We start from the raw sequence: 18,390 nt of genomic DNA on the forward strand, positions 1-18,390 counted from the left end.
CGCCATGCCCTTCACCGAGAAACTGCTGACCGTGCCACCGCCCGTCGAGGCGGCCGGCCGGCGGATCAAGCGCTACCACGTCACCGCCGACCCGGCCGGCATCGCGCCCGAGGTCGCGGAGGCGGCGTACGCGCTCCTTCCCGCCCTGCTGCCGGAGCCGGACGGGACCACACCGCCCGCGACCTTCGTCGTGCTGCACCGGGGCGGCGACACCGGCGCCTACCTGAACGTCTACAGCTGGGTGTGGGACAACGTCCTGCACTTCGCCGGGGCGGCGGCGGGCCAGCCGGTGCTCGGCTGCCCGGACACCGACCCCACACACTTCGTCGCCACCGACCGCCCGTGGATCGGCTGCGTCTGGGAACTCCCGCCGATCCAGCACGAGCGCGACGCCTGGGTACGGCACGTCCTTGCCCCCGAACTCCCGGACCTGGAGGCCTACTTGGCGGACTCCCTGCCCGCCGGGACGACCGGAACCCCTTCGCTCACCGGAGGTCGGCGATGAGCGGCCCGCACGACTTCGACTTCTTCCACGGCGCGTGGGAGGCCCACCACCGACGCCGCACCGACTTCCTCGCACCGGACAGCGACTGGGAGGAGTTCACCTCCACCAGCCGCTGCCGGCCCCTCTTCGACGGCGCCGCGAACATCGACGAGATCGACATGCCGCACCTCGGCTCGAAGGGGCTGACCCTGCGGCTGTTCGACCCACGGGCGCGGACCTGGTCGCTGAGCTGGTCCTCCAGCCGTACCGGCACGCTGTTCCCGCCGGTCACGGGCCGGTTCGAGGGCGGCCGGGGGGTGTTCCACGGCGACGACACCTTTGACGGTCGGGCCGTGCGGGTGCGCTTCGTGTGGTCGGGGATGTCCGAGACCTCCGCCCGCTGGGAGCAGGCGTTCTCACGGGACGGCGGCGCGACCTGGCTGACCAACTGGATCATGGAGTTCAGGCGGCCTTCCGGAACGCCCGCAGGGTGAACTCCGGGTCCGGGCGCGGCAGATCCTGGTCGGGCAGGGCGGCGAGGCGCAGCGCGAAGTCGTCGGCCAGCGGATCACCCGGCGGCAGCGTGACGAACCAGCCCCGGCGCAGGTCGGCGACCGTGCGGCGGGGGCTGCGGCCCTGGCCGCGCCCGGGGAAACGGGCCTGCCCGGCGGCACGCAGACCGTGTGCGAGGGCGTACTTCTCGACCGCGCCCGCGGGGTCCATCACCGGGGCCCGGGGCCGTGGGGCGAGCACCACGTCGATGTCGCTGCCCACGTTGTGGGAGGCGGCCTTGTCGACGGTGGTGACGTAGACGCCGCCGGGGCGCAGCACCCGGGCGCACTCCCCGACCACGGCCCGCACGTCCTCGGGACCGCCCAGCAGATGGAGCAGCCACACACTGGTGACGGCGTCGAACTCCCCGTCGCGGAAAGGGAGTCGGCGGGCGTCACCGATCACGACGGAGCCGGGCAGCCGGGCGGCGGCCCGGCTCGCCATCGCGTACGTGAGGTCGACCCCCGTGACCCGTGTCCGGGGCCGGGCCGCCGCGAGGCGGCGGGTCACGATCCCGGTGCCGCAGGCGATGTCGAGCAGTCGGCGGGCGCCCTCGGGGACGAGGCCGAGCACGGCGTGGGCGGCGGCCTCGGCGCGGGGCTCGCCACCCCGCAGGACGTCGTAGGCGCCGGCCTCCTTGTCGTAGTCCAGCACCTGCCTCAGCTCGCCCCGTGACCGGGGGCGAGCGCCTCCACCCTGCGGGCCAGCTCGAAGTCCTTCTCGGTGACGGCGCCGCCGACGCTGTGGGTGTGGATGGTCAGTGACACAGTGTTGTAGCCGAGGGTGAGGTCGGAGTGGTGGTCGAGCTCCTCCTGGGTCTGGGCGATGTGCACGACCATCGCGGTCGCCGCGAAGTGCGAGCCCAGCCGGTAGGAACGGGCGATCCGGTCCCCGTCCAGGGACCAGCCGGGCAGCTCCGTCAGCCGGTCCTCGATCTCCTTCTGCGACAAGGGTTCGACGGGCATGACCCACTCCTTCCGAGAGGTCCCCTCCGTGACTGTCCGGTCCCTCCCAGCGTGCCACAGACGGAGGGCCGGGTCCCTGGTCAGGAGCCCGGGCGCGCCACGGCTCAACCGGCTCGGTTAGGTTCTCCGCATGACCAGTGTCCCGACCGGCGTCCCGACCGGTGCCCCGGGTCGTCCCACCGCGCCCGCCGTCCAGGGCGTGGGCCCGCTGCTGCGGGCCTGGCGGGATCGACGGCGGGTCAGCCAGCTGGAGTTGGCGCTGCGCGCGGGTTCCTCGGCGCGGCACATCAGCTTCGTCGAGACGGGCCGCTCCCGCCCGAGCGAGGAGATGGTGCTCCGGCTCGCCGAGCACCTGGAGGTACCCGTACGGGAGCGGAACGCGCTGCTGCTCGCGGCGGGTTACGCCCCGCACTACCCGGAGACGCCGCTGGACGACCCGTCGATGGACGCGCTGCGGGAGGGCATGGAGCGGCTGATCCAGGGCTACGAGCCGTATCCGGCGCTGGTGATGAACGCGACGTACGACGTCCTGGCCGCGAACCGGGGCATCGTCATGCTTCTCGACGGGATCCCCGAGTCACTGCTGGTGCCGCCGCTGAACGCGATGCGGTTGACGCTGCACCCCGAGGGCATGGCGCCGCGCATCCGGAATCTGCGCGCCTGGCGCGGGCACCTGCTGGAGCAGATGGAGCGGCAGGTCGCGCTGCACCGCTCGGAGCCGCTGCGGGCGCTGTACGAGGAGGTGGCGGCGTATCCGCTGCCGCCGGGCACGCCCGAGGACGACCCCGGCGGGGACGTGGGGGCGGGGCCCGGCGCGGGGGCGAGCGTGTACTTCGCGCTGCCGATGCGGATCGAGCACGAGGGGCGGGTGCTGTCGTTCATCTCCTCGGTCTCCACCTTCAACACCCCCCTGGACGTGACCGTGGCCGAGCTCGCCATCGAGACGTTCCTCCCGGCGGACCCGGCGACGGCGAAGTACCTGCACGCGCTGATGTCCTGACGGTCAGCCGGCGTCCGTGCGATGGCCTGCCGCGCGGAGGGCGAGGTACTGCAGAGCCGCGAACCCGGCCACGGTGACCGCCTGGAGCGGTGTCCACACCGCGCCCGCCGCACTCGGCGTCAGCCACAGCACCAGGGAGACGAGGCTGAGGACCGTCCAGGCGAGGTTGGCCTCGATCACGGCCCGTACGGGCAGCGTCGGCGGACGCTCACGCGTGGCGAGCAGGGCGACACCCACCGCGTACACGGTGAGGAAGGCGCCGAGCCCGAGGAGCAGCCCGGGGTCGATCCCGAGGAAGCGGCCGAGGGGGCCGGAGGCCAGGAGGTAGGCGAGCCCGTTCGCCCCGGTCACCGCCGCGTCGGCGGCCAGGAAGCGGCGCAGCATGGTGCGAGGGTCGCTGGTCCGGGCCAGTACGGCGAGCCGGGCCGTCGCCGTCGCACCGAAAGTCATGGACATGGCAGATCACGCTCCGTAGAGGTGGTGGGCGGGAAACGGGAGGACCGGAGGCCGAGCGCCGGATGGGGCGGCCGGAGGACCCCGGTGACCTCACCTTGCCGCGCCGTACCGACGACGGTCGATTACCTCCGAGGTCATGGCACCCTTATCCTGCCGGGGCTGTCGTGCCCCGAGCCGGCCGGAGCCTCGCGTTCCGGCCGCCCCTGTGCGGTGCCATCGGGGCATGACAGACTGTTGGGGTATCTCGGCGCGTGGGGAGGCGTGGCGTGAGTGAGCGGCGGGCCGCGCCCACCGTGGGCCAGGTGGTGCTCGGAAAACGGCTCCAGGAACTGCGGGAGGCCGCCGGGCTCAAGCGCGACGAGGCGGCACGCGTCCTCCGGGTCGCCCCGGCGACGGTACGGCGCATGGAGACCGCCGACGTCGCCCTCAAGATCCCCTACGTCCAGGTGCTGCTGACGACGTACGGTGTCGCCGAGCACGAGGTCGCCGCGTTCGTGACACTGGCCGAGGAGGCGAACAAGCCGGGGTGGTGGCAGCGGTTCCACGATGTGCTGCCCGACTGGTTCAGCGTGTACGTCAGCCTGGAGGGCGCGGCGCAGCTGATCCGGCAGTACGAGCCGCACTTCGTGCCGGGGATGCTGCAGACCGAGGAGTACGCGCGGGCCGTGATGGAGGCCGGGACGGTCGGGCAGGCCGGCACCGAGAGCATCGAACGGCATGTGTCGCTACGGATGGCGAGACAGAAGCTCCTCACCCAGGAGAAGCCGCCGCACCTGTGGGTGATCATGGACGAGACGGCTCTCAGGCGGCCGGTGAGCATCCGCTCCCAGGTGATGCGCGACCAGGTCGACCGGCTTCTCGACGCCACCGAGGAGGACCATGTGATCCTCCAGGTCTGCGAGTTCGCCAGCGGCCCCCACCCGGGCACCTACGCCCCCTTCTCCCTCTTCCGCTTCGCCGAACCGGAACTCCCCGACATGGTCTACAGCGAGTACCTCACCGGCGCCCTCTACCTCGACTCCCGCACCGAGGTGGCCCTCCATCTCGAAGTCCTCGACCACATGGCGGCACACGCGGCCTCCGCCGAGGCGACGCGGGACATCCTGAAGCGGTACCGCGACACGTACTGAGCCCCCCGGGACCCCTGAGCCCTCGCCGCTCACGGCCGGTCCGGCACCCCCGGGACGGCCTACGCCGCCCCTCCCGCCCCTCCCCTCGGCCCCTTCTCCTCGTCCACGATCTCCGCGTCGACCACGGTCGTGTCCTCGTCCTCGGCCGCGTTCCCGTTCCCGTTCCCGTTGCCTGCCGGGCCGGAGGGCGGGGTCTCGGCCCGGTCGGCGGCCGCCGCCGCGTACATGGCCTGGCCCATGCGCTGGCTGACGGTGGAGAGGCGGTCGGTGGCGGCGCGGAGGGACGCGGTGTCCTCGGGGTGTTCCAGGAGGCGCTTCACCTCCGCCACCGCGGCCTCCACCTCGGCCCTGCTGTCGGCGGGGACGCGCTCCTCGTTCTCGCGGAGGAACTTCTCGGTCTGGTAGGCGAGTTGCTCGGCGTGGTTGCGGGTCTCGGCGGCCTCGCGGCGCCGGCGGTCGTCGTCGGCGTACTGCTCGGCCTCCCGCATCATGCGGTCGATGTCGTCCTTGGGGAGCGCGGAGCCGCCGGTCACCGTCATCTTCTGTTCGCGGCCGGTGGCGAGATCCTTCGCCGAGACGTGCATGATGCCGTTCGCGTCGATGTCGAAGGCCACCTCGATCTGCGGGACACCACGCGGCGCGGGCGGCAGCCCGGTGAGGTCGAAGACGCCCAGCTTCTTGTTGTACGCGGCGATCTCCCGCTCGCCCTGGTACACCTGGATGCCGACCGAGGGCTGGTTGTCGGCCGCCGTCGTGAAGATCTCCGAACGGCGCGTGGGAATCGTCGTGTTGCGTTCGATCAGCTTGGTCATGATGCCGCCCTTGGTCTCGATGCCCAGGGACAGCGGGGTGACGTCGAGGAGCAGGACGTCCTTCACGTCGCCCCGGATGACGCCCGCCTGGAGCGCGGCGCCGACCGCCACCACCTCGTCGGGGTTCACCCCCTTGTGCGGGTCCTTGCCGGTGAGTTCCCGGACCAGGTCGCTCACGGCGGGCATCCGCGTCGAACCGCCCACGAGGATGACGTGGTCGATCGCCGCGAGCTTCACCCCGGCGTCCTTGACGGCCTGGTGGAACGGCGTCCTGCACCGGTCGAGCAGGTCGGCGGTCAGCTCCTGGAACTGGGCGCGCGTCAGTGTCTCCTCCAGGTGGAGGGGCCCTTCGGCGGAGGCGGTGACGTACGGGAGGTTGATCGAGGTCTCGGAGGAGCTGGACAGCTCGATCTTGGCCCGCTCCGCGCCCTCCCGCAGCCGCTGCAACGCCATCTTGTCGCGGCCGAGATCGACGCCGTGCTGCCCCCGGAAGCGTTGGACGAGGTGCTCGACGACCCGCTGGTCCCAGTCGTCGCCCCCGAGCCGGGTGTCGCCGTTGGTGGCCTTCACCTCGATGACCCCGTCACCGATCTCCAGAAGGGAGACGTCGAAGGTGCCGCCGCCGAGGTCGAAGACGAGGACGGTCTGCTCCTCGCCCCGGTCCAGGCCGTAGGCGAGGGCCGCCGCCGTGGGCTCGTTGATGATCCGCAGGACCTTCAGGCCCGCGATCTCCCCCGCCTCCTTGGTCGCCTGCCGCTGCGCGTCGTCGAAGTACGCGGGCACGGTGATGACGGCGTCGGTGACGTCCTCCCCGAGGTACGACTCCGCGTCCCGCTTCAGCTTCTGCAGGACGCGCGCGGACAGTTCCTGGGCCCGGTAGCGGGTGCCGTCCACGGAGCCCTCCGTGGGGAACCGCCAACTCGCGTCGCCCATGTGGCGTTTGACGGAGCGCGCCGTGCGCTCCACGTTCGTCACGGCCTGCCGCTTGGCGATCTCGCCGACGAGCACCTCGGCGTTCTTGGCGAAGGCCACCACCGACGGGGTGGTCCGCTGCCCCTCCGCGTTGACGACGACGGTCGGCTCACCGCCCTCCAGCAGGGCCACCACCGAGTTCGTCGTCCCGAGATCGATCCCGACCGCACGCCCCATCGCCGTCCCCTTCCAGCGGAGTCCGCAAGGATCCGCGAGGTCCGCCAAGTGTTCCCACCACCAGCACAAAACTTGAGTGGGCTCTTGTCAATGGGGCGGAGACGGGGCGCACGAAGCAGACGGTCAGGCCAGCTCGGCCGTCAGCGTGATCGTCGTGCCGGTCAGGGCCTGGCTGACCGGGCAGTTCTTCTTTGCGCCCTCGGCCGCCTCCTGGAAGCCGGCCGCGTCGAGGCCGGGGACCTCGCCGCGGACGGTGAGGTGGATGCCGGTGATGCCCTCGCCGGGCTGGAACGTCACGTCGGCCTTGGTCTCCAGGCGGGTGGGCGGGGTGCCCGCGCCCGTGAGGCCGTGGGAGAGCGCCATGGAGAAGCAGCTGGAGTGGGCGGCCGCGATCAGCTCCTCGGGGCTGGTCTTGCCGTTCGCCTGCTCCGCGCGCGACGGCCACGACACCGGCTGCGAACCGATGCCGGAGGAGTCGAAGGTGACGGTGCCGGTGCCCTTGAGCAGCTCGCCTTCCCAGACGGTGTGTGCGGTGCGCGTGGTGGCCACGATGAGTCCTTTCCTGTCAGTCACGATGCCGGAGTCCCGTCGCCGGGGTTCCGTACCCCCATCCGATCACACTCCGGCGGGTACGAGGCTCATCTCACCCTGAACACCGGCCCCCGAGCGGTGAACGGCAGGCGAGCGCCCTGTGGAATCAGATAGGCGTGCTCCCGCCGCACCCGCAGCACGTCGCACCAGCCGTCCGTGATGACCAGGACCGGCGCGCCCGGCGGGAAGTCGTCGGCGCGGTGCAGCAGGTCGACGCCCGGCTGCAACTCCGTACCGCCGCGCCCGCGTACCCGTACCCGCCCGGCGATCTCGGTGACCGGCAGGTATCCCGCGTCGTGCGGCGCGGCGTCGCAGAACACGACCCGGGCGGCCGGTACGTCCCGGGCCGCCGCGTACGAGGCGATCGCGCCCAGCGCCTTGCCGAGCAGCGTCCGGTCCATGGAGCCGGAGGTGTCGAGGACGACGCCGAAGGTGCAGCGGGCGATCTCCTCGGGCGGGAAGTACCGTCCGGCGCGCGGGATGTCGGGGGTGGCGGACTGCCGGCGCGAGGGGCGCGCGTAGGTCCGTACGGCCTGGGGGCTGGGTACGAACTCGTCGAACCAGCGGGCGAGTTGCGCGTCCCAGGGCAGGGGCGGATGGCTGAGGGCGCGGATCTCCTCGACCAGACCGGCGGGCAGCAGGCCGCGTTCCTGCCGCTCGTGCAGGTCGAAGCCCCGGGCGAGGCCCCGGCGGTAGAACTCGTCGAGGTCCACGTAGTCGCGCGGCGAGCCGAGCGGACCGCCGAGGATGTCGCCCACGCCCTTGCCGCGCGGGGTGGCGAGCCTGCGCATCCGGCGCAGGTCACCGACGATCCGGTCGTAGACCTCCTCGGCCGACAGCCCGGTCAGTTCGGGGTCGTACAGCAGCCCGTCGGGCATGGTGCCGACCTGCATCTCGCGCAGCCAGTCGTTGATGACGTAGTCGGCGGCGATGTTGAACAGGAACGGGTCGCGGGTGCCGCAGCGGTCGCCGTGGCGCAGAGCGGCGTGCAGCATCTCGTGGGCGAGGATGAACCGCCACTCCTCGTCGTCGAACTGGCGGAGCGGGTTGACGTAGATCTCGCCCGCCTCCGCGTCGACGGCCGCGACGGAGATGCCGTGGGCGTGGGCGAGTTCGACGTCGGCGACGATCCGGATGCCGGCGGCGATGCCGCCGAGCAGCGGGTAGGAGGAGATGAACCAGCTCAGCGCCTTCTCCCAGGGCCGCATGCGGGTCGGCTCGTCGTCCAGGGACTCGCGGCGGCCACCGGCCATGTCCATCGCGGCGGACATCGTGCGGGTGAGGGCGTGCGCGAAGGCGAGCTGCCAGTCCGTGGGCGTGCCACGCCACGTGGGCCAGGACAGCAGCAGTTGGTCGGGCTCGCCGCCGGCCGTGCCGCAGTGCTCGTACGCCGCCGGGAGTCCGTCACGGCGCCAGCGGGCGGCGAGGCGCTCCTCGTCGCCGTCCGGGTAGCGGTCGGGCAGGTTCTCGGGGGTCAGGCCGACGGGGAAGGTGAGCAGGAACCGGTTGACGGCGACGCAGCGGGCGGCGAGGTCGAACCGGTCGGGCTGGGTGCGCTCGCCGCGCGCCGCCGGGACGTGCCCGAAGCCCAGATGGATGGCGGCGTGGGCGATGGCCCAGGCCCAGGCGTCGGGGGCGGCGAGCCGGTCGGGGTGGGCGTGCAGCACGCCCTCGGAGTCGACCCGGACGAGGCCCTCGCGGGGCGCGAGGTCGCACTTCTCCTTGCGGCAGACGCTGAACCCGACCGCCCGCAGCGCGGAGTTGCGCCGCACCGCCTCCAGCCCCGCCTCGAACGCCTCGGCGGCGAGGTCCCGCTGTGTCTTCCGTTTCCCCCGGCCCTTGCCGCCGGCCGTGCTCACCGGCGCGCCTCCACCAGCCGGGGCATGTCGCGAGCCGCCTCGACCAGGAACCAGGCGGGCAGCACGGGGTTGCCGTCGGTGTCGTCGGCGATGACGGTCTGGGCGACCTCCACGGAGATCTCCGCGAGCCGCACCAGCAGGGACTTGGCGCGGTACGCGGTCTGCCGCCCGTTCGCGGACATGTGCTGCTTGCTGACCGGCAGTTCCTTGATCAGCCGGCCGCGGAAGGAGTCGGCGAGGTAGTACAGCAGGTCGCGGTCCTCCAGGCGGTGGGGCCAGCCGGCCTCGCCCTTGAGGATGGCCTCGATGCCGAACCGGCTGCGCACGATCTTGACGTAGCCGCAGAAGGCCACCGCGTGCGCGGGCGTCAGCGTGCCGTGCGCGAGGACCTTCAGGGTCTCCTCGTCGAGGTCGGTCCCGAAGGAGTGCAGCGCGTCGGAGAGCATGTGCCAGGAGCGGGGCGTGGAGAACGGCTCCTCGCTCTTCGGCGGCTTCGACCACAGCTGGTCCGGGCGGTCGGTGAGGTGGTCCAGGATCCAGGGGTGGATGCCGCTGCCCTCGGCCCAGACCAGCCAGTCCTTGGCCGACGCCTGGAGATGGACGTGGGTGAGCCGGTTGACCAGGGCGGAGGCGATGGGGCGGGCCAGGGCGTTGTCGGTGGCACGGTTGCCGGCGCCGACGACGATCGAGCCCTTCGGCAGCTCGTAGTTGCCGATACGGCGGTCCAGGATCAGCGAGTAGAAGGCCTTCTGCACATCCGGGGTGGCCGCGTTCAGCTCGTCCAGGAACAGGCAGTACGGCTCGTCGCGGGCGATCGCCTCCGGCGGGCAGAACACGGAGCGGCCGTCGCGGATCTGCGGGACGCCCATCAGGTCCTCCGGCGCGAGCTGCGTACCGAGGAGGCTCACGCACTCCAGGCCCAGCGACTCGGCGAAGTCCCGCACGAGGGAGGACTTGCCGATGCCGGGGGCGCCCCAGAGGAAGACGGGGCGCACGGTGGCGAGGCCGAGCAGCAGCTCGGGGAGGCGGGAGGGCGTGACGGTGACGGCTGCCTGCAAGGCGTGGGCTCCAGGGATTCGGTCCGGCGGACGTCGTGGACGCCCGCGGACAGTGTGGGTGACCGCTTCGCGGGAGCGCAGCCGAATTTTTCGTGGCCGAGGGTGCCCAGGTGTATGCCGGGTCCTGTCAGGGGGGTGCCTAAGCGTCTGCCGGGCCCTGCTGGGTGGCGGGTGCGGGTCGGTTCGTGGCTGGTCGCGCAGTTCCCCGCGCCTCTTCGGGGCGCTCCAGTTGAGCCAGGGGTACTTGGGGGCCGTCCGCTTCTCTCAGCCAGCGTCTGAGGACGCGGTGGATGTGTTCCGCGCCCACCAGGGGCTCGTCCTCCGCCACCGGCTCGGAGAGGGCCAGGGGGGACATCAGGAAGGGGCGGGACTGGCAGCCGCCCAGCCCTCCGTGGGAGCCGATCTGTTCCTCGAAAGCGAGGACCTCGCCGTCGGCGGGGTCGTAGGAGGAGTTGACCATGATGTCGGCGGTGTGCGGGAAGCCGTGCGTGCGGCGTACGGCGTCGGCGGCGCCGGGGCCGAAGTCGGCGAGGGGGCCCGGGTGTTCGTCGCTCAGCTCGTCGATCGGGATCTCCGCGCCGTGCGCGCCGAGGACCACACCGCCGTGCTCCTCGCTGCGGACGAGGACGAAGCCGACGCCGGGGTGGTTGGCGAGGGTGGAGAGCAGCGCGGGGTGCCGGGCGTCGATCTCCTCGCGGCTCATCCGGTGGGAGACGTCCGGGAACGAGACGAGGCCGAGGTTGCCGGACGCCAGCGTGATGGGCTCGGAGCGGCGGGTGGGGCGGTGCTCCTCGACGCCCTCCTCGACGGGGATGCGCAGCGCGGCCCGTACCGCCGCGCGTGCCTCGGCGCCGCTGTGGGTGCGCTGGGCGTGGCGCGGGACGGCCAGGCCGCAGCCGGCGCGGACCAGGTCGCCCAGGGTGAGGCCGTAGCGGCCGAGGAAGGTCTCCCCGGGGCTCTGGCCGTGGTCGGAGAGGAGGACGATCCGGTAGGCGCGCGGGGCGTGTTCGACGACCTGGGCGATCAACGCGAGGGAGCGGTCCAGGCGTTCGAGGATCTTCGCGGCGTCCCGGCTGTGGGGTCCGGAGTGGTGCGCGACCTCGTCGTACGCCACCAGGTCCGCGTAGATCGCCGCGCGGCCGGCGAACATGTCCCCGATCACCGCGGCGACGACGACATCGCGCTCGACGACGGTGGCGAAGGCCCGGATGAACGGGTAGAGCCCGCCACGCTTGACGCGCGGGCGCTGCTCGGCCATCCGGGCCCGGGTGGACTGGCCGATCTCCCGCAGGACGTCGGCGACGAAGGACATGGCCGTGCGGACGGCGTTGGCGGGGTCGGAGAAGTAGGCGAAGTAGCCGGCGCGGGACCGGTTGCGCCTGCCCCGGCGGGCCGCCATCGACAGCACCAGCGCGAGCTGCTCGGCGCCGCCGCTGAAGAGGTTGCCGCGGCTGGCGCCGTCGACGGTCAGCAGACCGCCGTCGCCGGTGCGGTCGACGGCCCGGCGCTGGAGCTCGGCGGCGCTGGAGGGCCGGTTGCAGACCATCACCTCCCGGGTGTCCTTCTCGTACCAGCGGAAGGCCGGCACGTCGTGGTTGGTGCCGTGCAGGATGCCGAGCTGGCTGGCGCCGGTCTGGCTGGACCAGTCGGTGCGCCACGGGGTGAGCCGGTGCGTGGGCCGGGGGCGGGCGACGCCGGCGGAGGCGGGCGGCGCGAGGCCCAGCCACGCGGCCACGGTGGGCATCAGCCCCTTCTCCGCCGCCGCCTCCAGCACGTCGTGGCCGACGCCGTCGAGCTGGAGGAAGAGGGTGCCGGGTCCGGCGGGCCCCGGGCGGCGGTCGGCGTGCCCGCGGCGGCGGTCGGCCAGGCGGTACAGACGGCGCCGGTAGGCGTCGTCGTCCCGTACGGCGAGGGCGCCGCCGGTGGCGGAGGCGACGGCGGACATCACCGCGGCGACGACCACGGCGGTCTCGGGCGCGGCCGCGCCGCCCTGGCCGGAGGGGTTGAGCCGCAGGGCGAGCAGGAGCAGGGAGCCGTTGAGGAAGAAGACGAGCAGGCCGAGGACGAGCGCCGGGACCAGCAGCAGGGCCCGCACCAGCAGCGGCCACACGAGCGAGGACAGCAGACCGAACGCGCCGGCGCCGAACGCCGCGGTCACGGCGATCCGGGTGACGCTCTCATCGCTCTCGGACTGGAGCCGGAAGTCGGGCAGCGCGCCCGCGAGCACGAGCATGGTCAGGGTGGACACCGCCCATACGGCGAGCATCCGCCAGACGCCGCTCAGCACCCTCCGCCAACGACCACCGCCCACGTTCCGGCCACCTTTGCGTCACGATCCTGGGATCAGCCTGTCATAGGGGGTGGGGGCGCCGGGGTGGCATCGAGGGGGCGGTACGGGGGCACGGCCTGGCATGGGGGCGGGCAGGGGGCGGGGCTTGCCGTGCGTCACGGGCCGCGGGTCATCGGTGGCTGATCGCGCAGTTCTCGCGCCCCTGGAGGGGCGCTGGTGCACCGGCGCTCGAAGAGGCGCCGTAGTCCCCTCAACGGCCGTCGTAGCCCGCCGTCGGCATCGACAGGCGGCGGTGGACGTGGGCCTTCATCTGGGCGTCGTAGGCGGGTTCGGCGTGGCCGACGGTCTCGACGCGGATGCCGCGTCGGGCGCACTCGGCGGTGAAGTCGTCGACGGAGGCGAGGGCGCGCTCCAGGACGCGGTGGCTGGGGGCGACGAAGAGATCGACCAGGCCGGCGTCGACGTCGGACCACAGGGCGCAGTGGTCGGGGCGCAGACCGCGTACGAGCAGCTCGCGCGTCACCACATAGCCGCGCTCGGCCGCCCAGCGGGCGCACATGGCGTGCTGGCTGCGGGAGTCGACCAGGAAGGGGTCCGCCTCCAGCTCCTCCAGCGGTGTCAGGCTCGCTATGGCCGCGACCCGCACCACCGCAGCGCGTCCCGGCGCGCCCTGCCCCACCGCGCCGCGGCCACGAGCCGCGTCCGGGCACGCCACACCGGAGACGCCGCTCCGATCACCCTTGTCTCCCATGCTGTTCCCCCTCCCCCGGGCCCGGGACCCGTCCCGCGGAGCGAACCGCGGACGCCGGAACCGGCATGCCCGTCCACGGCATGATCCGCGGGACGGGCTCAGGCCGCAGACCCTACTCCAGCCCGTAGGCTCGGGGGAGTGGCGCGAAGGAGGCGAACGGAGTGCCGGTGGAGATCACCTGGTGGGGTCACGCGACCTGCACAGTGGAGGACTCGGGTACGAGAGTGCTGACCGACCCCCTGTTCGCGCGCCGGCTCGCGCATCTGCGCAGGCGCCGGGGCGCGCCCCCGCCGCCGGAGGCCGCGGTCGCGGACGTCGCGCTGGTGTCGCATCTGCACGCCGATCATCTGCATGTCCCCTCCCTGGCCCGGCTCGCCCCGGGGACCCGGGTGGTGGTGCCGAAGGGCGCGCAGCGTCAGGTGCCGGGGCTGCGCAGGCTGGCCCATCTCCGGCTCTCCGAGGCGGCTCCCGGGGACCAGGTCAGGGTCGGTGACCTGGTCGTACGCGCTGTCTCCGCCCGGCACGACGGGCGGCGGCTGCCGGTGGGACCGCATCGCTCGCCCGCGCTCGGCTTCGTCGTCGAGGGCGAGGCGCGGACGTACTTCGCCGGGGACACCGGGCTGTTCGAGACCATGGCGAAGGAGGTCGGGCCGGTCGACGTGGCCCTGCTGCCGGTCGGCGGCTGGGGACCGTACCTCGGCGAGGGACACCTGGACGCGGGGCGCGCGGCGGAGGCGCTTGCGCTGCTCGCGCCCCGGAGCGCGGTTCCGGTGCACTACGGCACGTACTGGCCGATCGGCATGGACGCCGTGCGCCCCCATGAATTCCACGCTCCCGGTGAGGAGTTCGTACGCCTCGCCGCCGCACACGCTCCCGACGTGGCCGTGCACCGGCTGGGCCACGGGGAGAGCGTGCGACCGGGGGTGGCCCGATGAGACGCCCGTCGGCGGAGGTCGCAGAGGTCGTGGGGGAGGCTCGGTGATCGCCCTGGCCGCGAGCGCTCCCGTGCCGTACGCGTCCACCCAGCAGGCGATCGGCTATCCCACGCTGTTCCTGCTGGTGCTGATCGGGGCGCTGGTGCCGGTGGTGCCGACCGGGGCGCTGGTCAGTTCGGCGGCCGTGGTGGCGTTCCATCAGACGGCGCCGCTCTCGCTGCTGCTGGTGTTCGTGGTGGCGTCGGTCGCCGCCTTCCTCGGGGACATGGCGCTGTACTGGCTGGGGCGGCGCGGCATGGGTTCCAAGAACGGTTCGCGCTGGCTGGAGGCGATCCGCCGCCGGGCGCCGGAGGACCGGCTGACCCAGGCGCAGGAGAAGCTCGACGACCACGGGGTGGCCGTGCTGGTGCTGTCCCGGCTGATGCCGGCCGGGCGTCTCCCGGTGATGCTGGCCTGTCTGCTGGCGAAGATGCCGTTGCGGCGGTTCGCCCGGGGGAATCTGCCGGCGTGCCTCGCGTGGGCCGTGACGTACCAGTTGATCGGCATCCTGGGCGGATCCTTGTTCGAGGAGCCGTGGGAAGGGGTGCTGGCTGCGGTTGTGCTGACGCTGCTGATCAGTCTGGTGCCGAGTGTGTGGCGCCGGGTCGCCGGGTGAGGGACCGGGGCTGACGGACGGCGCGTCGCGGGGCCCGGGCCGGGGGTGCGTCCGGCGCCCCGGGCCGGGGCGCGTCGCGCATGGGTCAGTCCAGCACTCGGGAGCCGCCGATCGGCAGGTCCCACAGGTTCTCGCGCGGCAGTCCGGCCGCCCGCCATGCCGTCCTCACCCTCCTCAGGGGTTCCAGGACCGGTTCGGCCGACAGCACGAAGGTGGCCCAGTGCATGGGCGCCATGTGGCGGGCGCCGAGGTCCTGGAAGGCACGGACGGCTTCCTCCGGGTCGCAGTGCACGTCGCTCAGCCACCAGCGGGGGTCGTAGGCGCCGATCGGCAGGAGGGCGACGTCGATCCCCGGGTGGCGGCGGCCGATGAGGGAGAACCAGTGGCCGTAGCCGGTGTCGCCGGCGAAGTAGAGGCGCCTGCCGCCCGGGGCCGTGAGGACCCAACCGCCCCACAGGGACCGGCAGGTGTCGGTGAGGGTGCGCTTGGACCAGTGGTGGGCCGGTACGAAGTCGAAGCGGACGCCGTGGAGTTCGGCCGCCTCCCACCAGTCCAGCTCGGTGACCCGGTCGAACCGGCGCCGCCGGAACCAGCGGCCGAGTCCGGCGGGCACGAACACCGGGGTGTCGCGCGGGAGTCTGGCCAGGGTGGGCGCGTCCAGGTGGTCGTAGTGGTTGTGGCTGATGACGACCGCGTCCACCCGGGGCAGCGTGTCCCAGTCGACGCCCACGGGGGTGACGCGTGCGGGGGTGCCCAGGATGCGGCGGGACCAGACGGGGTCGGTGAGGACGGTCAGGCCGCCGATCCGCACCACCCAACTCGCGTGCCCCGCCCAGGAGACGGCCAGGGTACGGGCGTCCACCCTCGGCAACGGGCTCGGCTCGTACGGCAGTAGCGGGACGTCGGCGAGCCCGTCGGCCCCGGGCCGCACCGAGCCCTCACGGGCGAACCGGGCGAAGGCCTTGAGTCCGGGAAGGGGCGTGGTGAGCCGGTCGGCGAACGACCGAGGCCAGCGGCGCGGCTCCCCGAGGGGGCGGGGCGGAGCGAGCGGCGGGAGGAGGGGGGTCCTGGACGCCGGGTCGGTGGTGCCCCGGGTGGCCGGCGAGGAGGCGGTCGTCGCCGCGGTCCTCGCCGCGCTTGTCGGCCCGGCGGTGGTCGTCGTGGAGGTGGTCGTCGTGGAGGTGGTCGACTCGGACTGCTGCGTCATCGAGGAGGCTCCCGTCACTGAGCGTCGTCGTCACGAAGGATCGTCATCGCTGAAGTCCGCCGAAGGCCGGGGTCGCCGAGGCCGCCGGTGCCGTCGGTCCCGCCGAAGAGCCTCACCGCAGGTCCTCGAACGTCGCTCCAAGGCGGGTCAACGCCCTTTCCACCTGGGGGAGTTCCAGGGGATCGGGTGCGGTGAGGGCGCGGGCGCGGTCCTCCTCGGTGGTGCCGAGGAACGCGTCGGTGGAGAGCCGGACGCGCAGCGCCCCGAGGTCGTCCCCGAACCGGTGGCCACCGGGTGCGGGCATCCCGAGCCGATCGGTGAGGAAGTCCTCCACCTCCTGGGCGTCACCGACGCCGTACCCGGCGAGGGCCGAGCGCAGCGGGGCGAGGTCGGCGTAGAGATGCCGTCCGGCGCGCGGCGGCAGGGCGAGCGCCCCGGCGGCCACCACGGCGCGGTACGCGGCGTCGGCGAGGCGCGCGTGCAGACGTACGGCGGCGGCGAGCCGCTCGGTGACGGCGGCGGGCTCGCCGAGGGCGTGGGCCGCGGCCGCGGCCACCGGGGTGGCGACCCGGGCGCCCAGCGCGGTGAGCACGTCCAGGACCCGGTCGCGCAGCCCCGTCCCGTCCCCGTTCGCCGGGAAGCGGGCGACGGCGGCCGGCCAGCCGGCCGGCAGGAAGGCACCCGCGAGGTCGGCGACGACGGTGACCCGGTCCGGCAGCATCTCGGCGGGGCTGAGCAGCACGGTGTCGTGCGGGTCGTGCACGGTGTCGCGCCAGGTCTCGTCGCTGACCAGGTACAGCCCCTCCCCCAGGGCCGCCTCCATGGCCTCGTGCACCAGTTCGGGCGGGGCCACGGTCGCGGTCGGGTCGTCGGCGACGCACAGCACGAGCAGCCGGGGGTCGCCACCCTCGGCCCGGATCCTGCGGACGGTCTCCAGGAGCGCGTACGGGTCCGGCACGCCCCCGCACTCGGCGGGCGTGGCCACGTGGAAGACGCTTCGCCCCAGCGCCCGTGCCTGCGGCTCCCACCAGGCGGCGCACGGCCGTGGCAGCAGCACGTCGCCGCCGATCGCGGCGGTCAGGGCGAGGAGCAGGGCGGGGGCGCCGGGGGCGGCCAGGGCCCTGTCCCGGGTGGTGGCCAGTCCGCGCCGGTCCCAGTAGCCGCAGGCGGCGTCCAGGAGGGCGGGGTCACCACCGAGCGGGGCGGGGTGGGGGCTCTCCGCCGCGGCGGAGAGCGCGGCGGCCAGTTCGGGCAGGACGGGCAGTCCCTGGGCGGGGAGCGGCGGGCCGTAGCGGACCGGACCGTGCCCTTCCGGATCCGTCCGCCGCATGTGTGCCTCCGCCCGCTCCTGGTGCGTCGCCCGGCGCTCACCCCTCGGGATCGCTGCGGGATGTCGATGGTGCTCGTGCTGCCTCGTGGCGCCTCGTGGTACCGCGTGGTGCTGCTTGGCGCTCCGTCGTGCGTCGGGGTGCGTCGGCGGCCCGTGTCGAACCCGGCGGGCCTCGCACGCACCCTCGGCCTGTCAGTACCCGGGCCCGCGCGCGCCATGGGCCCCGGGGCGGGTTGCGCCGGTCACATCCGTCAGGGGCCGGTGGCCGGGCGCGGAGCCCTCAGGGCGTCCACCGGTCCCGGCGGCGCAGCCGGTGCACGGCCGCGCCGAGCGCGCCCGCGACGAGCAGGCCGCCCGCGACCATGGCCGGGACGGAGTCGGTGAAGGCCCCGCCGTCACCCGCGTGGACGCCGCGCTGGACCGGTGCCGGTTGGTACGTGGAGTGGTGGGAGGGCCGGTGCGTGGGCTGATGGGTCGGTTGGTGCGTGGGCTGGTGGGTCGGCTTGAGGGTGGACCAGGACTGGTCCCCGCCGACGGAGACGTCGAAGGCCGCGCTCCACTGCTTGCCCTCGCCTCCGGGGGCCGCCGGGCACACGCCGTCGACGCCCCACTCGGTGGCCGAGTTCGCCGCGTCGACGCCGGTCTCGAAGTCCGCGGCGGGCGCGATCTTCGCCGTGCCCTGGTAGGAGGGGCCGGCGGCGGCGTCACCGTCGCCGGGGAGGCGTTGCAGCGTGACGGTGCCCTGTTCGAACGCCTGTGAGCTGGCCTCGATGGTCTCGGGGGCGGTGCCGCCGGTCGGGTCGCAGGCGACGGAGAAGGTGAGGGTGCCGCCCGGCTCGACGGACTGGGGGTTCGCCTCGGCCGCGGGGTCCGCGTACGCGGGCGGGGCGGCGGCGCCCAGGACGGCACCGATCAGGGCGGCGGCGGACAGGACACGGGCTCTGCGGCGCATGGGCGGGCGCGTGGGCGGGGGCATCGGGGGGCTCCTTCGGCCGGCTCCGGCGGGGTGGGGGCACGACCGCCGTGCCCCGCGTCCATCAGAGCGCCGAGCCCCACGGGGCGCGCGTCGCCGGGCCCCATTCGCGGGACGCGGAGGGCCGACCGGGTGACGGTGCGCTCCGCTGGGTTCGCCGGTGAGCGCCGTTGTGGGAGCGGGTTCGTCGCCG

18 protein-coding genes are annotated in these 18,390 nt (G+C 73.6%); 6 read left to right on the plus strand and 12 right to left on the minus strand.

Features of this window, described 5'->3' with window-relative positions:
• The first annotated feature begins 4 nt into the window (after nt 1-4).
• On the plus strand, nt 5-505 hold the full coding sequence (locus ACZ9QC_RS06755) for a hypothetical protein (protein ID WP_472919292.1): 501 nt from the start codon (nt 5-7) through the stop codon (nt 503-505).
• A complete protein-coding gene (locus ACZ9QC_RS06760) occupies nt 502-978 on the plus strand; it encodes a hypothetical protein (protein WP_472919293.1) in 477 nt (158 codons plus the stop codon). Before ACZ9QC_RS06755 ends, ACZ9QC_RS06760 begins: the two co-directional genes overlap by 4 nt.
• Here the strand turns inward: ACZ9QC_RS06760 and ACZ9QC_RS06765 are convergent.
• Both ACZ9QC_RS06765 and ACZ9QC_RS06770 read right to left on the minus strand, forming a co-directional pair.
• Entirely contained in the window at nt 947-1,690 is a 744-nt protein-coding gene (locus tag ACZ9QC_RS06765) for a class I SAM-dependent methyltransferase (RefSeq protein ID WP_472919294.1), read from the minus strand. The two genes, ACZ9QC_RS06760 and ACZ9QC_RS06765, sit on opposite strands and share 32 nt — an antisense overlap.
• A gap of 5 nt (nt 1,691-1,695) precedes the next feature.
• Entirely contained in the window at nt 1,696-2,001 is a 306-nt protein-coding gene (locus tag ACZ9QC_RS06770) for a 4a-hydroxytetrahydrobiopterin dehydratase (RefSeq protein WP_472919295.1), read from the minus strand.
• A gap of 130 nt (nt 2,002-2,131) precedes the next feature.
• On the opposite strand from ACZ9QC_RS06770, the gene ACZ9QC_RS06775 reads away from it, so the two are divergent.
• Nucleotides 2,132-3,001, plus strand: a complete 870-nt coding sequence (locus tag ACZ9QC_RS06775; protein ID WP_472919296.1) for a helix-turn-helix domain-containing protein — start codon at nt 2,132-2,134, stop codon at nt 2,999-3,001.
• 3 nt (nt 3,002-3,004) lie between these two features.
• Here ACZ9QC_RS06775 and ACZ9QC_RS06780 read toward each other — a convergent pair whose 3' ends face one another.
• Nucleotides 3,005-3,457, minus strand: coding sequence for a hypothetical protein (locus ACZ9QC_RS06780; protein WP_472919297.1), 453 nt, complete (start codon nt 3,455-3,457; stop codon nt 3,005-3,007).
• Between the two features lie 266 nt (nt 3,458-3,723).
• Between ACZ9QC_RS06780 and ACZ9QC_RS06785 the strand changes: the two genes are divergently transcribed.
• Entirely contained in the window at nt 3,724-4,587 is an 864-nt protein-coding gene (locus tag ACZ9QC_RS06785) for a helix-turn-helix domain-containing protein (protein WP_472919298.1), read from the plus strand.
• Between the two features lie 59 nt (nt 4,588-4,646).
• On the opposite strand, the gene dnaK is transcribed toward ACZ9QC_RS06785, so the two are convergent.
• The 6 genes from dnaK to ACZ9QC_RS06815 all read right to left on the minus strand — a co-directional run bounded on the left by dnaK (nt 4,647) and on the right by ACZ9QC_RS06815 (nt 13,097).
• Entirely contained in the window at nt 4,647-6,548 is a 1,902-nt protein-coding gene (dnaK, locus tag ACZ9QC_RS06790; RefSeq protein WP_472919299.1) for a molecular chaperone DnaK, read from the minus strand.
• Nucleotides 6,549-6,671: 123 nt separating this feature from the next.
• Entirely contained in the window at nt 6,672-7,097 is a 426-nt protein-coding gene (locus tag ACZ9QC_RS06795; protein ID WP_012999567.1) for an OsmC family protein, read from the minus strand.
• 89 nt (nt 7,098-7,186) lie between these two features.
• Nucleotides 7,187-8,998, minus strand: coding sequence for a vWA domain-containing protein (locus tag ACZ9QC_RS06800; protein WP_472919300.1), 1,812 nt, complete (start codon nt 8,996-8,998; stop codon nt 7,187-7,189).
• Nucleotides 8,995-10,056: an ATP-binding protein gene (locus ACZ9QC_RS06805; protein ID WP_472919301.1), complete on the minus strand. Its 1,062-nt coding sequence runs from the start codon at nt 10,054-10,056 to the stop codon at nt 8,995-8,997. Before ACZ9QC_RS06805 ends, ACZ9QC_RS06800 begins: the two co-directional genes overlap by 4 nt.
• Nucleotides 10,057-10,195: 139 nt before the next feature.
• Nucleotides 10,196-12,322: a phage holin family protein gene (locus tag ACZ9QC_RS06810; RefSeq protein WP_472921616.1), complete on the minus strand. Its 2,127-nt coding sequence runs from the start codon at nt 12,320-12,322 to the stop codon at nt 10,196-10,198.
• A 274-nt stretch (nt 12,323-12,596) separates the two neighbouring features.
• Complete coding sequence (locus tag ACZ9QC_RS06815) at nt 12,597-13,097, minus strand: hypothetical protein (protein ID WP_472919302.1); 501 nt, start codon at nt 13,095-13,097, stop codon at nt 12,597-12,599.
• Between the two features lie 161 nt (nt 13,098-13,258).
• Here ACZ9QC_RS06815 and ACZ9QC_RS06820 point away from each other — a divergent pair, with 161 nt between their 5' ends.
• Complete coding sequence (locus tag ACZ9QC_RS06820; RefSeq protein WP_472919303.1) at nt 13,259-14,032, plus strand: MBL fold metallo-hydrolase; 774 nt, start codon at nt 13,259-13,261, stop codon at nt 14,030-14,032.
• Nucleotides 14,033-14,075: 43 nt separating this feature from the next.
• Nucleotides 14,076-14,687, plus strand: coding sequence for a DedA family protein (locus ACZ9QC_RS06825; protein WP_472919304.1), 612 nt, complete (start codon nt 14,076-14,078; stop codon nt 14,685-14,687).
• Between the two features lie 85 nt (nt 14,688-14,772).
• Here ACZ9QC_RS06825 and ACZ9QC_RS06830 read toward each other — a convergent pair whose 3' ends face one another.
• The 3 genes from ACZ9QC_RS06830 to ACZ9QC_RS06840 form a co-directional block, all read right to left on the minus strand.
• Nucleotides 14,773-15,894 carry an MBL fold metallo-hydrolase gene (locus ACZ9QC_RS06830; RefSeq protein ID WP_472919305.1) on the minus strand — a complete coding sequence of 374 codons (1,122 nt, stop codon included), beginning with the start codon at nt 15,892-15,894 and terminating at the stop codon, nt 14,773-14,775.
• 112 nt (nt 15,895-16,006) lie between these two features.
• A complete protein-coding gene (locus tag ACZ9QC_RS06835) occupies nt 16,007-17,224 on the minus strand; it encodes an aminotransferase class I/II-fold pyridoxal phosphate-dependent enzyme (RefSeq protein ID WP_472919306.1) in 1,218 nt (405 codons plus the stop codon).
• Nucleotides 17,225-17,504: 280 nt separating this feature from the next.
• Nucleotides 17,505-18,176 (minus strand): hypothetical protein, encoded by a 672-nt coding sequence (locus ACZ9QC_RS06840; protein ID WP_472921617.1) that lies wholly within the window; start codon nt 18,174-18,176, stop codon nt 17,505-17,507.
• Nucleotides 18,177-18,390: the final 214 nt, after the last annotated feature.

Source organism: Streptomyces sp. HUAS MS02 (genome assembly GCF_055702265.1).

Bases quoted from the DNA above. Each gene is read 5' to 3' on its own strand.
- ACZ9QC_RS06755 (WP_472919292.1), top strand. From the start codon at position 5: ATGCCCTTCACCGAGAAACTGCTGACCGTGCCACCGCCCGTCGAGGCG.
- ACZ9QC_RS06760 (WP_472919293.1), top strand. From the start codon at position 502: ATGAGCGGCCCGCACGACTTCGACTTCTTCCACGGCGCGTGGGAGGCC.
- ACZ9QC_RS06770 (WP_472919295.1), bottom strand. From the start codon at position 2,001: ATGCCCGTCGAACCCTTGTCGCAGAAGGAGATCGAGGACCGGCTGACG.
- ACZ9QC_RS06775 (WP_472919296.1), top strand. From the start codon at position 2,132: ATGACCAGTGTCCCGACCGGCGTCCCGACCGGTGCCCCGGGTCGTCCC.
- ACZ9QC_RS06780 (WP_472919297.1), bottom strand. From the start codon at position 3,457: ATGTCCATGACTTTCGGTGCGACGGCGACGGCCCGGCTCGCCGTACTG.
- dnaK (WP_472919299.1), bottom strand. From the start codon at position 6,548: ATGGGGCGTGCGGTCGGGATCGATCTCGGGACGACGAACTCGGTGGTG.
- ACZ9QC_RS06810 (WP_472921616.1), bottom strand. From the start codon at position 12,322: ATGCTCGCCGTATGGGCGGTGTCCACCCTGACCATGCTCGTGCTCGCG.
- ACZ9QC_RS06815 (WP_472919302.1), bottom strand. From the start codon at position 13,097: ATGGGAGACAAGGGTGATCGGAGCGGCGTCTCCGGTGTGGCGTGCCCG.
- ACZ9QC_RS06830 (WP_472919305.1), bottom strand. From the start codon at position 15,894: ATGACGCAGCAGTCCGAGTCGACCACCTCCACGACGACCACCTCCACG.
- ACZ9QC_RS06835 (WP_472919306.1), bottom strand. From the start codon at position 17,224: ATGCGGCGGACGGATCCGGAAGGGCACGGTCCGGTCCGCTACGGCCCG.
- ACZ9QC_RS06840 (WP_472921617.1), bottom strand. From the start codon at position 18,176: ATGCGCCGCAGAGCCCGTGTCCTGTCCGCCGCCGCCCTGATCGGTGCC.